Below are 14062 nucleotides of genomic sequence, written 5' to 3' on the forward strand. Positions count from 1 at the left end.
GCTTTGCGCGCCTCAGTCGGACTCCGGGCGGGGCGGGCGGGGCCCGAGTTCCACCGCCGTGCAGCGCCAGCGCAGGTCCTGGCCGAGTTCCAGACGGAAGGCCATGGCGCGCAGCCGGTCGCCGGCGCCGATGCGTGCGAAGGCCTCGATGGCGCCCGGGCGGGGTTCGCAGTAGCCGATGTCGCGGACGACGGGGCGGGCGCCGCGGGTGCGCAGGGGACCGCGTTCGGCCAGCCAGGCCAGTTCGTCGTAGGCCCGGCCGCGGGTGTGGCGGAGCATCGAGTGGACGGGGCGGTGGCCGCTCAGGACGGCGACGAGGAGGTCGGCGAAGAGGTCGGTCGGCAGGGGCTGGGGGATCGCCGCGTGCCGGGGCCCGTGAGCCGGGACGCGCGGAGCGGCTTCGGTGGAGGCGGAGGCCGGGGCGGTGACGTCCGTGCGCGGCGCCGGGTCGGTGCTTGTTCCCGCGGCCCTGCGGGCGGCTGTGCGGATCGCGGAGAGGGAGGGTGGCCGAGTGTCCGCGGGGCGGGTACGGGAGGCCCTGGCGCGGACGGAGGCCGGTGGACGGCCGCCCGCAGCCGGAGGCCGGGAGCGCCCGCTGCCGGGGGAACGCGGGGGCGCGGCACCGGCGGGGACGGGCGGCGCGGATCCGGTGCCGCCGAGGGTGGGCCGTGTGGTGTTCGCCGGGGTGCGGCGTGGGGTGCTCGCGGGGGCGTGTGGCGTGGTGCGGCCCGGGGCGTCGGGAGCGAGGCTGCCGAGAGCGCCGGGTGCGGTGCTCGCGGCTCGGCGGGGCGCTGTGTTGCCGGGGGTTGAGGATGCGATGTGCGCGAAGGCGCGGGGTGTGGCACTGCCAGGGGCGCCGGATGCGGCGGCGCTCGCAGGTCGGCGGGGTGCTGCGCTGCCGGAGGCGCTGAGGGTGGAGTTCGCGAAGGCGCGGGGCGTGGTGCTCGCCGGAGAGCGCGGGGCGGTGGTGCCGGCGGGCACGCGGGGTGCGGTGTTCGCAGGCGGGTGGGGTGCTGTGCTTCCGGGGGCGCGGGGGGTGGTGCGCGCGGAGGTGCGGGGTGATGCGCTGCCGGGGGTGCCGGACGCGGTGCTTGCCGGTGGGCGGGGTGTCGCGCTCGCGGTGGTGCGTGGGGCGGTGCTGCCCGGGGCAGGTGTGGTGCCGGTGGATGTGCGCGGCGTGGTGCTCGCCGACGGGTGGGTGGCCGGGCGGGGCCGGGTCCTGGTCATGACCTTGTGCATGGGGGTCCCCGTTTCGTGGGCCCGGTGGATACCGGGGAGTAACTTCTGGTTGGTGATCTTGTACGGGGTCGACGGGGACTGCGGCAAGGAAGCGGGATCCGGGTCGCGGGCGCCGGAATGTTCACCTATCCGGGTGGTGTCGGGGGGAGGGAGCCCGAGGGGGCGGGGGCGTGCCGGGTGAATTCCGGGCGCGGAGTGGACGCGTCCGGCGTCCCGGGGCGGGACTCGAAAGGGGACGCCCCGCACGTATCCTGAAGGCCCTCCGGAGCTCTCCGGGGCCCTCCGACCACGACCACGAAAGCGGCCAGCCATGCGTGTCTACGTGCCCCTGACCCTCCCCGGTCTCGCCGAGGCGTACAAGACGGGTGAGCTGGGAGCCGATGCGTTCGTCGCCTATGCCGTGACGCCCGGGCTGCGGGAGTGGTACGCGTCCGACGACGTCGAGGAACTGGAGTACGCGGCGCTCGGCCGGGCCGCGCTGGCCTCGCTGCGGCTGCTGGCGGCCGAGCCCGAGGCCCCACGGCTCCGGGTCGTGATCGCCGTCGACGTGGCCGACCGGGCCGTGACTGCGGATACCGACCCGGCGCTCGACCCCGCGGAGCCGGGAGAGGTGCGGGTCGCGGGTCCGGTGCCGTTGGGCAAGGCCGCGTCCGTGCACGTCGACGCGGCGGACGTGCAGGCCCGGGTGACGGCGGCCGCCGAGGCGCTGCCGGCGGCGGACCGCGGGGACGGCGAAGCGCAGTCGGCCGTGGACGGGGCGGAGGACCACGAGCTGCTGTGGTTCGCCACGCAGGAGATCGCGAACCTGGTGGGACGCGGGGTCTGAACCGGCCGCGGGGGGCGTGTTGAGGTGCCGTTCTCTTGATTGTCAGTGCGGGCGGGTACGTTTTTGGGCATGGGGATGAAGACGGGCGCGCACATCGTCTGGGACTGGAACGGGACGCTGTTCCACGACATCGACGCGATCATCGGGGCGACGAACGCGGCCTTCGCCGACCTGGGGCTGGAGCCGCTGACGCTGGAGACGTACCGGGAGCTGTACTGCGTACCGGTGCCGAAGTTCTATGAGCGGCTGATGGGGCGGCTGCCGACCCAGGCCGAGTGGGAGGCCATGGACGACATCTTCCACCGGTACTACGCCGAGCACCGGACGGCGTGCGGGCTGACGGTGGGGGCCGCGGAGCTGCTGGCCGGGTGGCGCTCGGCGGGGCGCAGCCAGTCGATCCTGAGCATGTACGTGCACGAGGAGCTGGTTCCGCTGGTGCGGGGATTCGGCATCGAGCCCCACTTCATACGGGTCGACGGGCGGACCGGGCCGTCAGGGGGCAGCAAGGCCGAGCACATGGTGCGGCACCTGGCGTCGCTGAGCGGCGTGGCGCCGGAGCGGACCGTGGTGATCGGGGACGCGGCGGACGACGCGGTCGCCGCGCTGCACGTCGGGGCCCGGGCCGTGCTGTACACCGGCGGCTCACACAGCCGGGTGAGTCTGGAAACCGTCGGTGTTCCTGTCGTGGACACGCTTGAGGAAGCGGTTGCTGAGGCAGAGCGGCTCGCGGCCTGACGGGTGCACCTGACCGGAACCCGTAGCGACACTGTGCAGAACGTCAAACTTCCAGGGCTGGTTTTGTACACATACGGCTCATGACGGAGCCCCTGTAAGGAGCGATAGCCTTGGTGGCGTGATCAGCGCGATAGTTCGCGGGGACGTCGTCGTCCCTGCCCTGCGCCCGGAGAGCACGGACGACATCCGTGACCGGGCGGCGGTCGCTGGTCTTCGCGGGCGGGACGTGGCATCGAGGACTCCCGGGACCCCGAGCATCACCAGGATTCGGGCGTCGCAGAGAGCAGCGTCACACCGGTGGAGCAGCTCAAGAATGGCTCAGACACCCCCGCTCATCTCACCTTGCGGCATAGCGTCGAAAGAGACCGGATACCCCGTGTCACGACGTGAGGTCGTAAGCGCAGAGGCCGTACTTCCTTCTACGTCACGCAACGGCGCGCGACAGGAGCCAGAGGACAATGCAGACCAAGCTGGACGAAGCCAAGGCCGAGTTGCTCGAGAGGGCCGCCCGGGTAGCTGAGAACAGCCCGGTCGGGGGTCACCTACCGACCGGGTCGACGGGCGAGGAGACCCCAGACGCCCAGAAGGCCCCGGACCGCGAGACCCTCCTCACGTTCCTCCAGCGCTACTACCTGCACACGGCCCCGGAGGACCTCACCGACCGCGACCCGGTCGATGTCTTCGGAGCTGCCGTCTCGCACTACCGGCTGGCCGAGAACCGACCCCAGGGCACCGCGAACGTGCGGGTGCACACCCCGACGGTGGAAGAGAACGGGTGGACCTGCAGCCACTCCGTGGTCGAGGTCGTCACCGACGACATGCCCTTCCTCGTCGACTCCGTCACCAATGAGCTGACGCGTCAGGGACGCGGGATCCACGTCGTCATCCACCCCCAGTTCGTCGTGCGGCGCGATGTCACCGGCAAGCTCATCGAGGTCCTGTCGACCCCGGCCACCGGCGACCTTCCGCACGACGCGCACGTCGAGTCCTGGATCCATGTCGAGATGGACCGTGAGACCGACCGTGCCGATCTGAAGCAGATCACCGCCGACCTGCTGCGCGTGCTGTCCGACTCCCGTGAGGCCGTCGAGGACTGGGGCAAGATGCGGGAAGCGGCGATCCGGCTGGCGGAGGGGCTGCCGGACGAGTCCATCCCTGCCGACCTGCCCGGACCTCAGGTCGAGGAGGCCCGCGAGCTGCTGCGCTGGCTCGCCGACGACCACTTCACCTTCCTCGGCTACCGCGAGTACCAGCTGCGCGACGACGACTCGCTGGCCGCCGTGCCCGGCACCGGGCTCGGCATACTGCGCGCGGACCCGCAGCACGCCGGGGAGGAGAGCCACCCCGTCAGCCCGTCGTTCGAGCGGCTGCCCGCCGACGCCCGGGCCAAGGCGCGCGAGCACAAGCTGCTCGTGCTGACCAAGGCGAACAGCCGGGCGACCGTGCACCGGCCGTCGTACCTGGACTACATCGGCGTCAAGAAGTTCGACGCCGAAGGCAACGTCATCGGAGAGCGCCGCTTCCTCGGGCTGTTCTCCTCCGCCGCCTACACCGAGTCCGTGCGCCGGGTCCCGGTCATCCGACGCAAGGTCGAGGAGGTCCTGGAGAGCGCCGGGTTCTCACCCAACAGCCACGACGGCCGCGACCTGACGCAGATCCTGGAGACGTACCCGCGCGACGAGCTCTTCCAGACCCCGGCCGACGAGCTGCGGTCCATCGTCACCTCCGTCCTCTACCTCCAGGAGCGCAGGCGCCTCCGGCTCTACCTGCGCCAGGACGAGTACGGGCGCTACTACTCCGCCCTCGTCTACCTCCCGCGCGACCGCTACACCACGGCCGTACGCCTGAGGATCATCGAGATCCTGAAGGAGGAACTGGGCGGCATCAGCGTCGACTTCACGGCCTGGAACACCGAGTCGATCCTGTCCCGGCTGCACTTCGTGGTCCGCGTCCCGCAGGGCACCGAACTGCCGGAGCTGTCCGACTCCGACAAGGAGCGCATCGAGGCCCGGCTGGTGGAGGCCGCCCGCTCCTGGGAGGACGCCTTCGCCGAGGCGCTCAACGCCGAGCTAGGGGAGGAGTACGCGGCCGAGGCGATGCGCCGGTACGCGCGCGCCTTCCCCGAGGGCTACAAGGCCGACCACAACCCGCGCGCCGCGGTCGCCGACCTCGTCCATCTCGAGCAGCTCAACGCCGAGGAGGGCACGGACTTCGCGCTCAGCCTGTACGAGCCGGTGGGCGCCGCCCCCGAGGAGCGCCGCTTCAAGATCTACCGCACGGGCGACGCGATCTCCCTCTCGGCCGTCCTGCCGGTCCTCAACCGGCTCGGTGTCGAGGTCGTCGACGAGCGGCCGTACGAACTGCGCTGCTCGGACCGCAGCGTGGCCTGGATCTACGACTTCGGTCTGCGCATGCCCCGCGCGAACGGCGGGGACCACTTCGGCGACGACGCCCGCGAGCGCTTCCAGGACGCCTTCGCCGCCACCTGGACCGGCAAGGCGGAGAACGACGGCTTCAACGCCCTCGTGCTGAGCGCCGGGCTGACCTGGCGCCAGGCCGTGGTGCTGCGCGCGTACGCCAAGTACCTGCGCCAGGCGGCGTCGACGTTCAGCCAGGACTACATGGAGGACACCCTCCGCAACAACGTTCACACCACCCGCCTGCTCGTCTCCTTGTTCGAGGCGCGGATGTCGCCGGACCGGCAGCGCGCGGGGCACGAGATCGTGGATGCGCTGCTGGAGGAGGTCGACGCGGCCCTCGACCAGGTGGCCTCGCTCGACGAGGACCGGATCCTCAGGTCCTTCCTGACGGTCATCAAGGCGACGCTGCGGACCAACTTCTTCCAGGAGGCCGCGGGCGGCAGGCCGCACGACTACGTCTCCATGAAGTTCGACCCGCAGGCCATCCCCGATCTGCCGGCACCCCGCCCGGCGTTCGAGATCTGGGTGTACTCGCCGCGTGTCGAGGGCGTGCACCTGCGCTTCGGCAAGGTCGCGCGCGGTGGCCTTCGCTGGTCCGACCGGCGTGAGGACTTCCGCACCGAGATCCTCGGCCTGGTCAAGGCACAGATGGTCAAGAACACCGTCATCGTGCCGGTCGGCGCCAAGGGTGGCTTCGTCGCCAAGCAACTGCCCGATCCTTCCGTGGACCGGGACGCGTGGCTCGCCGAGGGTGTCGCCAGCTACAAGACGTTCATCTCGGCGCTGCTCGACATCACCGACAACATGGTCGCCGGTGAGGTCGTGCCCCCGGCGGACGTCGTCCGGCACGACGAGGACGACACCTACCTCGTCGTCGCCGCCGACAAGGGCACCGCGACGTTCTCCGACATCGCCAACGGGGTCGCCGAGAACTACAACTTCTGGCTCGGTGACGCCTTCGCCTCGGGCGGCTCCGCCGGCTACGACCACAAGGGCATGGGCATCACCGCCCGCGGCGCCTGGGAATCCGTCAAGCGGCACTTCCGCGACATGGGCGTGGACTGCCAGACCGAGGACTTCACGGTCGTCGGCATCGGTGACATGTCCGGTGACGTGTTCGGCAACGGCATGCTCCTCTCCGAGCACATCCGCCTGGTGGCCGCATTCGACCACCGGCACATCTTCATCGACCCGGACCCGGACGCCGCCACCTCCTACGCCGAGCGCCGCCGCCTGTTCGAGCTGCCCCGCTCCAGCTGGGAGGACTACGACAAGGAACTGCTGTCGCCCGGCGGCGGCATCTTCCCGCGCACGGCCAAGGCGATCCCGGTCAACGCGCACATCCGCGAGGCCCTCGGCATCGAGGCCAAGGTCACCAAGCTGACCCCGGCCGACCTGATGAAGGCGATCCTGCACGCGCCGGTGGACCTGCTGTGGAACGGCGGCATCGGTACGTACGTCAAGTCCTCCACCGAGTCCAACCCGGACGTCGGCGACAAGGCCAACGACGCCATCCGCGTCGACGGCAAGGACCTGCGCGTCGCCGTCGTCGGCGAGGGCGGCAACCTCGGCCTGACCCAGCTCGGCCGGATCGAGTTCGCGCTGCACGGCGGCCGGATCAACACCGACGCCATCGACAACAGCGCCGGCGTGGACACCTCCGACCACGAGGTGAACATCAAGATCCTGCTCAACGGCCTGGTCAGGGACGGCGACATGACCGTCAAGCAGCGCAACAAGCTGCTCGCCGAGATGACCGACGAGGTCGGCCGACTGGTGCTGCGCAACAACTACGCGCAGAACACGGCGATCGCCAACGCCCTCGCCCAGTCCAGCGCCATGCTCCACGCCCAGCAGCGCTTCATGAAGCACCTGGTCAGGGAGAGGCACCTCGACCGGGCGCTGGAGTTCCTGCCCACCGACCGGCAGATCCGCGAGCGGCTCGCCCAGGGCCAGGGCCTGACCGGCCCGGAGACGGCCGTGCTGCTGGCGTACACGAAGATCACGGTCGCCGAGGAGCTGCTGCACACCTCGCTGCCGGACGACCCGTACCTGAGTACCCTGCTGCACTCGTACTTCCCGACCGAGCTGCGCGAGCAATTCCCCGAGCACCTCGTCTGCCACCCGCTGCGCCGTGAGATCACCACGACCGTGCTGGTCAACGACACGGTGAACACGGGCGGTACGACGTATCTGCACCGGCTGCGCGAGGAGACCGGCGCGTCGCTTGAGGAGATCGTGCGGGCGCAGACCGCGGCCCGGGCGATCTTCCGCCAGTCCCCGGTGTGGGACGGGGTCGAGGCGCTCGACAACAAGGTCGAGGCCGGGGTCCAGACCCGCATCCGGCTGCACGCGCGCCGCCTGGTGGAGCGCGGCACGCGCTGGCTGCTCAACAACCGGCCCCAGCCGCTGGAGCTCGCCGGGACGGTCGACTTCTTCGCCGAACGGGTCGAGCAGGTCTGGGGTGAGCTGCCGAAGCTGCTGCGCGGCGCCGACCTGGAGTGGTACCAGAAGATCTACGACGAGCTGACGGGCGCCGGTGTCCCGGCCGAACTGGCCACCCGGGTGGCGGGCTTCTCCTCGGCCTTCCCGACGCTGGACATCGTCTCGATCGCCGACCGCATGGGCCGGGAGCCGCTGGACGTCGCCGAGGTCTACTACGACCTCGCCGACCGGCTGCGCATCACCCAGCTCATGGACCGGATCATCGAGCTGCCCCGCGCCGACCGCTGGCAGTCCATGGCCCGCGCGGCGATCCGCGAGGACCTGTATGCGGCGCACGCGGCACTGACAGCGGACGTCCTGGCGGTGGGCAACGGCACCTCGACGCCCGAGCAGCGCTTCAAGGCGTGGGAGCAGAAGAACGCGGCGATCTTGGGCCGGGCCCGCACCACACTGGAGGACATCCAGAGCTCCGACGCGTTCGACCTGGCCAACCTGTCGGTGGCCATGCGCACGATGAGGACGCTGCTGCGCACGCACTCGTAGACACAGGACGGGGCGCCTGCGGGCGCGCCATGCCGGTGGAGCCACCAGAGGTGAACGGGTTGTTGCCCGGACGGGGACCCGCCGGACGGGCGCCGGGACGCGGGGCGCCGCCCCCCGGACGCGGAGCGCCGGGACGGTCGCCACGGTCACCGCGGCCCTGGCCGCCCTGGCCGGAACCGCCCTGGCGCGGAGCACCCGGACGCGGCGACTGGCCGGACGGACGCGGGGCGCCCGGACGCGGGCCGGAGCCCTGGCCCTGGGAGGCGGCCGGCGCGGCGGGAGCCGCCGGGGGCGCCGTGAACTCGGGCGTGGTCGGAGCCGGGGACGCCGGGGCAGGCCGCGGCGCGGGCTTCGGGCCCGGGGTGGGACGGGGGCCGGGAGTGGCCGGCGCGGCCGGAGCCGCGGGCTTCTCGGCGGCAGCCGGCTTGGGGGCCGGCGGGCGCGGGGCGGCCGGACGGGCAGCCTGCGCGGGAGAGGGGGCGCCCGGCTTCGCCGGGGCAGCCTTGCGGGCAGGGGCGGACTTGCCGCCTCCGTTGCCCTGCTGGAGGGCGTCCGTCAGCTTGCGTACAACAGGCGCTTCGATTGTCGAAGACGCCGAACGGACGAATTCACCGAGTTCCTGGAGCTTGGCCATGACGACCTTGCTCTCGACGCCGAACTCCTTGGCGAGTTCGTAGACCCGGACCTTAGCCACTTCGCTCCTTTGAGGTCCGGGTTGCGTCCGGACCGTCGCTAGTTCATGGGCGTACTCATCGCGTACTCATCGAGTGCTCATCGCAATCTCGACCTGCTTTCGACTCGCGAGGTACCTAGCCGCACGGGGTTCCGTACGGCACGTCTTACCGTGTTGCCTGCTCGGCAACTGTTGTCTGCTCGACGTATCGGCGCAACGCCTTTGTGTCGAGCGGCCCCGGGACGCGCAGTGCCCTCGGGAACGCCCGGCGGCGTACCGCCTGGTCGAGACAGACCGGTGCGGGGTGTACGTACGCACCCCGGCCGGGCAGCGTACCGCGTGGATCAGGAACGCATGCGTCCTTGATCGTCACGATCCGCAACAGTTCGGCCTTGGCCGCTCGCTCCCGACACCCCACACAGGTGCGTTCAGGGCATGCACGGGCGCGCGTCCGGCCAGACACCTTTAAGTCTACCTCCCCGTGCGCGCCTCACCCCTTTGGGGCAGGATTCGAACAGTTGGCGCGCATGAACCTGTCGTGATCTGAACGGCCCGCGGCTTGGATCTATTCCTCGGAGCTGCTCCCGGCCGGCTCCGTGTCCGGGCGGATGTCGATCCGCCAGCCGGTCAGCCGGGCCGCGAGGCGGGCGTTCTGCCCCTCCTTGCCGATGGCCAGGGACAGCTGGTAGTCGGGCACGGTCACCCGGGCCGACCGGGTCGCCATGTCCACGATCTCCACCTTGGAGACACGGGCCGGGGACAGCGCGTTCGCCACCATGTCGCCCGGGTCCTCCGACCAGTCGACGATGTCGATCTTCTCACCGTTCAGCTCGCCCATGACGTTGCGTACACGGCCGCCCATGGGGCCGATGCAGGCGCCCTTGGCGTTGAGGCCGGAGCGGGTGGACCGTACGGCGATCTTCGTGCGGTGACCGGCCTCACGGGCGATCGCGGCGATCTCCACCGAGCCGTCGGCGATCTCCGGCACCTCGAGGGCGAAGAGCTTCTTCACCAGGTTGGGGTGCGTGCGCGAGAGGGTGACGGAGGGCCCACGGACGCCCTTGGCCACACGGACGACGTAGGAGCGCAGGCGCATGCCGTGGGGGTACGTCTCCCCCGGCACCTGCTCCTGCACCGGCAGGATGGCCTCGAGCTTGCCGATGTCGACGAGCACGTTCTTCGGGTCGCGGCCCTGCTGGACCACGCCGGTGACGATGTCGCCCTCGCGGCCGGCGTACTCGCCGAGCGTCGCGTCGTCCTCGGCGTCGCGCAGGCGCTGCAGGATGACCTGCTTGGCCGTGGTGGCGGCGATACGGCCGAAACCGGACGGGGTGTCGTCGAACTCGCGGGCCTCCTGGCCCTCCTCGAGGTCGTCGGGGTCCTCCTTCGCCCACACGGTCACATGGCCGGTCTCCCGGTTGAGCTCCACGCGCGCGTGGCGGCGGCTTCCCTCGGTGCGGTGGTAGGCGATGAGGAGGGCCGACTCGATCGCCCCGACCAGCAGGTCGAAGGAGATCTCCTTCTCCCGAACCAAGCCCCGCAGGGCGCTCATGTCGATGTCCACGGCTACGCCTCCTCTTCCTTCTTGTTGTCCTTGCGGCTGAACTCGACCTGGACACGCGCCCGGACGATGTCGTCGAAGGCGAGTCTGCGGGCGGTGGCCTTGCGGCCCTTCACTCCGGGCACCTCGGTGTCGACACCCTCTTGGTCGACCTTCAGGATCCTGGCGACCAGCTCGCCGCCCTCGGCCAGCTGGAACTTCACGAGCCGGTCCGTGGCACGGATGTAGTGCCGGTGTTCCGTGAGGGGGCGCTCCGCGCCCGGGGTGCCGACCTCGAGGGTGTACTCGCCCTCGCCCATCGCGTTCGTCTCGTCGAGCTTCGCCGAGAGCGCGCGGCTCACATCGGCGATCCGGTCCAGGTCGGCGCCCGTGTCCGAGTCGACCACCACGCGCAGCACACGCTTGCGTCCGACGGAGTCCAGTTCGATCTCTTCGAGATCGAGGCCCTTGGAGGTGACGAGCGGCTCCAGCAGTTCTCGCAGCCTCTCGCTCTGGGTGGTGCTCATCCGGGTGACTCCTCGGCCGCGTGTGCTGTTGTGGGTTGGGGCGCGTGTCTGGTCAAAGGGTATCCGGTCGCGGGGAGTGTTGCCGTCCACCCGGTCACGAACGGTGCCGCTGAGTGATGCCGGGCGAGGGCCCGGGTACCGTGATCACGGGCGTGCAGCCCTTGCAGTCCCCGCTTTTACGAATGTTTCTCGCAACGAGCCCCCGAGGACGTCTGACGTGCCCTTCCCCTCATCGCCGCGCGCCCGCTCGGGGCCGCGCAGAAGGAGTGTGCTCGCCGTCGCCCCGGCGGCCCTCGTCCTGACGGGCTGCACCGGCGAGGACTCCGGCGGACCGGCCGGCGACGGCTCGTCGGCGGCGGACCGGGCACGCGCACGTGCGGCCCGGGACAGCGAGGGCCTGCTGGAGCGCTACGACGCGGTGATCGCCGCCCGGCCGGGGCTCGCGGGTCGGCTGCGGCCGCTGCGCGAAGAGGTCGTACGGCACGCGCGGGCGTTCGGCGGTGGCCGGAAGGCATCGCCCTCGGCGTCCCCTTCCGCATCTTCCTCGGAGACCTCGTCGGCCTCTCCCTCTCCGTCCGCGACCGTGCCGGGAAACGACAAGGACGCCCTCGCCGGGCTCGCCGCGGCGGAGCGGGAGCTCGCCGACCGTCGGGCCAAGGCGCTCGGCGGGGTGCCGGGTGAGCTGGCACGGCTGCTGGCGTCGGTGGCGGCGGCCGGGGCGGCGCACGTGTATCTGCTGACGGAGGGTGACGCGTGAGCGAGGAGAAGGACCGGGAGCTGCGGGCCCTGCAGGCGGCGCTGGCGGCCGAGCACGCTGCGGTGTACGGCTACGGCATCGTCGGCGGGAGGATCGGCGCCGGGCAGCGCACCGAGGCACACACGGCGTACGACGCGCACCGGGCGCGCAGGGATGCGCTGGTGCGCGAGGTGAAGGATCTGGGGGGCCGGCCGGTGGCCGCGTCCGCCGGTTACGCGCTGCCCTTCCAGGTGCCGGACCCGGCGGCGGCCGTGCGGCTCGCGGCCGAGCTGGAGGACCGGGTGGCGGGGGTGTATGCCGACCTGGTGCGCGCGGCGGGCGGCGGACGGCGGGCGCTGGCCGCCGAGGCGCTGCGGGAGGCGGCGGTGCGGGCGGTGCGCTGGCGCGGCGAGAGCGTAGCCTTCCCTGGGCTCCCCGAGCGGGCCGGCACGGCCCCGCCCTCGGCGGCGCCGACGGCGTGACCCGGGCCGGGCACGCACCGCGGACAGCATGAAGGGAACGACTCGCGCATGGTCTTCGAACCGCCGAAGCGTCTGGTCAGGGCGCTCGGTGAGACGGCACCGGACGGTGACGACTGGCTGGAGAAGCTGCCCGAGGCGGCGCAGCAGGCCGTCGCGCTACGCGAGTTGACCGTGGAGCGGGTGCAGGTGCCGGGCGGGCGCAGCAGCCTGGTCGTCCTGGTGCGGGCCGCCGACGGGACGCCCGCCGTGCTCAAGCTGGCACCGGGCCGGGCCCGCCCCGAGGCGGAACGGGCCGCGCTGGCGCACTGGGCCGGGCGGGGTGCCGTGCAGCTGCTGGAGCCCTTCTCCGCGGAGGGGGTCCTGCTGCTGGAGCGGCTGCATCCGGACGTGTCGGTGCGGTCGCTGCCGGAGGCGAAGGCACTGCTGGAGGCGGCGGGGACGCTGCGGCGGCTGTGGGTGGAGCCGCCCGCCGACTTCCCCTTCGAGACCGTGGCGGACCGGACCGGGCGGCAGGCCGAGGCGATGCGGGCCCGGGCCCGGGCCGATCCCGAGGTGGCCCCGCTGGTCGACCTGGCGCTCGCGGCGCGCGAGGAGCTGCTGGCCGCGCCGCCCGAACACCGGCTGCTGCACGGCACGTTCCGGCAGAGCAAAGTGCTCGGCGGCGAGCGGATGCCGTGGCTGGCCGTGGGGCCCGACCCGGTGGTCGGCGAGTGCGCCTTCGATCTGGCCCGGCTGGTCCGGGACCGGGTGGAGGACCTGATCGCCCAGCCGTCCGGCGCGGCCACCACCCGGCGCCGGGTGAAGCGGCTCGCCGAGTCCCTGGACGTGGACCAGGAGCGGCTGCGGGGCTGGACGCTGTTCCGGGCCGTGGAGTCGGGCGTGCGGGCGGGGCGGGTCGGACGGCCGCGCGATGCGGAGCTGCTGCTGGAATTCGCGAGCTGGCTGTAGGGCGTCGACGCGGAGGATCCGCGTACTGCGCCTCGGCCGCCGACTCGGACCCCGTCCTTGAAACCGGGCGGACTGATTCGGCCAGTCCGCCCGGTCGGCCTGTCGGTGCTACGCCGTGAGGCGGGCGACGGCCTCCTCGACCGTCAGTTCCTCGCGCTCGCCGGTGCGGCGGTCCTTCAGTTCCACCACGCCGTCGGCCGCGCGCCGGCCGGCCACCAGGATCTTCGGTACGCCGATCAGCTCGGAGTCCGTGAACTTGACGCCCGGGGAGACGCCGGGACGGTCGTCGACCAGGACGCGGACACCGGCCGCGGCCAGCTTCCCGGAGATGTCGAGGGCCAGCTCGGTCTGCAGGGCCTTGCCGGCGGCGACCACGTGGACGTCGGCCGGGGCCACCTCGGCGGGCCAGCACAGGCCCTTGTCGTCGGCGCTCTGCTCGGCCAGGGCGGCCACCGCGCGGGAGACACCGATGCCGTAGGAACCCATGGTGACGCGGACCGGCTTGCCGTTCTGGCCGAGGACGTCGAGCTTGAGGGCGTCGGCGTACTTGCGGCCCAGCTGGAAGATGTGGCCGATCTCGATGGCGCGGTCGAGGACGAGGCCCGTGCCGCACTTCGGGCAGGGGTCGCCCTCCTGCACGACGACGACGTCGACGTAGGCGTCGACCTCGAAGTCACGGCCGGCGACGACGTTCTTGGTGTGCGTGCCGGCCTTGTTGGCGCCGGTGATCCAGGCCGTGCCCGGGGCGACCCGCGGGTCGGCGATGTACGTGACCTTCTCCAGGCCCCGCGGTCCGACGTAGCCGCGGACCAGCTCGGGGCGGGCTGCGAAGTCCGTCTCGGTGACCAGCTCGACGGTGGCCGGGGCGAAGTGCGCCTCGACCTTGTCCATGTCGACCTCGCGGTCCCCGGGGACGCCGACGGCGACGATCTCGCCGTCGAGCTTCAC

The 14062-nt window shown here is 71.9% G+C and carries 11 protein-coding genes and 1 pseudogene; 6 read left to right on the forward strand and 6 right to left on the reverse strand.

Annotated features, from left to right (window positions below; translation table 11 throughout):
- Window positions 1-12: 12 nt before the first annotated feature.
- Window positions 13-819, reverse strand: a complete 807-nt coding sequence (locus ABZ281_RS14085) for an Rv3235 family protein (RefSeq protein ID WP_356655301.1) — start codon at window positions 817-819, stop codon at window positions 13-15.
- A 730-nt stretch (window positions 820-1549) separates the two neighbouring features.
- Between ABZ281_RS14085 and ABZ281_RS14090 the strand changes: the two genes are divergently transcribed.
- From ABZ281_RS14090 to ABZ281_RS14100, 3 genes are all read left to right on the forward strand, one after another.
- Window positions 1550-2065, forward strand: coding sequence for a hypothetical protein (locus tag ABZ281_RS14090; protein WP_356655283.1), 516 nt, complete (start codon window positions 1550-1552; stop codon window positions 2063-2065).
- Between the two features lie 69 nt (window positions 2066-2134).
- Window positions 2135-2800, forward strand: a complete 666-nt coding sequence (locus ABZ281_RS14095; RefSeq protein ID WP_356655285.1) for an HAD family hydrolase — start codon at window positions 2135-2137, stop codon at window positions 2798-2800.
- Window positions 2801-3258: 458 nt separating this feature from the next.
- The gene (locus ABZ281_RS14100; protein ID WP_356655287.1) at window positions 3259-8208 is read left to right on the forward strand and encodes an NAD-glutamate dehydrogenase; all 4950 of its coding nucleotides are present in this window, start codon (window positions 3259-3261) and stop codon (window positions 8206-8208) included.
- Window positions 8209-8212: 4 nt separating this feature from the next.
- On the opposite strand, the pseudogene ABZ281_RS14105 reads toward ABZ281_RS14100, so the two are convergent.
- The 4 genes and pseudogenes from ABZ281_RS14105 to rimP all read right to left on the reverse strand — a co-directional run.
- A pseudogene (locus ABZ281_RS14105) lies at window positions 8213-8902 on the reverse strand (translation initiation factor IF-2 N-terminal domain-containing protein); the annotation flags it as partial.
- 145 nt (window positions 8903-9047) lie between these two features.
- Window positions 9048-9344, reverse strand: a complete 297-nt coding sequence (locus ABZ281_RS14110; protein WP_142158921.1) for a YlxR family protein — start codon at window positions 9342-9344, stop codon at window positions 9048-9050.
- Window positions 9345-9446: 102 nt separating this feature from the next.
- A complete protein-coding gene (gene nusA, locus ABZ281_RS14115) occupies window positions 9447-10445 on the reverse strand; it encodes a transcription termination factor NusA (protein ID WP_356655289.1) in 999 nt (332 codons plus the stop codon).
- Between the two features lie 2 nt (window positions 10446-10447).
- Window positions 10448-10948 (reverse strand): ribosome maturation factor RimP, encoded by a 501-nt coding sequence (gene rimP, locus ABZ281_RS14120; protein ID WP_356655291.1) that lies wholly within the window; start codon window positions 10946-10948, stop codon window positions 10448-10450.
- 217 nt (window positions 10949-11165) lie between these two features.
- Between rimP and ABZ281_RS14125 the strand changes: the two genes are divergently transcribed.
- Genes ABZ281_RS14125 through ABZ281_RS14135 form a run of 3 tightly spaced genes read left to right on the forward strand, consistent with a single transcriptional unit; the run spans window position 11166 to window position 13114 of the window.
- The gene (locus tag ABZ281_RS14125) at window positions 11166-11705 is read left to right on the forward strand and encodes a hypothetical protein (protein WP_356655293.1); all 540 of its coding nucleotides are present in this window, start codon (window positions 11166-11168) and stop codon (window positions 11703-11705) included.
- A complete protein-coding gene (locus ABZ281_RS14130) occupies window positions 11702-12166 on the forward strand; it encodes a ferritin-like domain-containing protein (protein WP_356655295.1) in 465 nt (154 codons plus the stop codon). Before ABZ281_RS14125 ends, ABZ281_RS14130 begins: the two co-directional genes overlap by 4 nt.
- Window positions 12167-12214: 48 nt before the next feature.
- On the forward strand, window positions 12215-13114 hold the full coding sequence (locus ABZ281_RS14135; RefSeq protein WP_356655297.1) for an aminoglycoside phosphotransferase family protein: 900 nt from the start codon (window positions 12215-12217) through the stop codon (window positions 13112-13114).
- Between the two features lie 108 nt (window positions 13115-13222).
- On the opposite strand, the gene ABZ281_RS14140 is transcribed toward ABZ281_RS14135, so the two are convergent.
- A partial coding sequence (locus ABZ281_RS14140; RefSeq protein WP_356655299.1) for a His/Gly/Thr/Pro-type tRNA ligase C-terminal domain-containing protein occupies window positions 13223-14062 on the reverse strand: 840 nt, incomplete at its 5' end.

This window comes from Streptomyces sp. NPDC006265 (genome assembly GCF_040613555.1).
In the GTDB taxonomy this organism is placed as follows: domain Bacteria; phylum Actinomycetota; class Actinomycetes; order Streptomycetales; family Streptomycetaceae; genus Streptomyces.

Bases quoted from the DNA above. Each gene is read 5' to 3' on its own strand.
- ABZ281_RS14090 (WP_356655283.1), top strand. From the start codon at position 1,550: ATGCGTGTCTACGTGCCCCTGACCCTCCCCGGTCTCGCCGAGGCGTAC.
- ABZ281_RS14095 (WP_356655285.1), top strand. From the start codon at position 2,135: ATGGGGATGAAGACGGGCGCGCACATCGTCTGGGACTGGAACGGGACG.
- rimP (WP_356655291.1), bottom strand. From the start codon at position 10,948: ATGAGCACCACCCAGAGCGAGAGGCTGCGAGAACTGCTGGAGCCGCTC.
- ABZ281_RS14100 (WP_356655287.1), top strand. From the start codon at position 3,259: ATGCAGACCAAGCTGGACGAAGCCAAGGCCGAGTTGCTCGAGAGGGCC.
- ABZ281_RS14135 (WP_356655297.1), top strand. From the start codon at position 12,215: ATGGTCTTCGAACCGCCGAAGCGTCTGGTCAGGGCGCTCGGTGAGACG.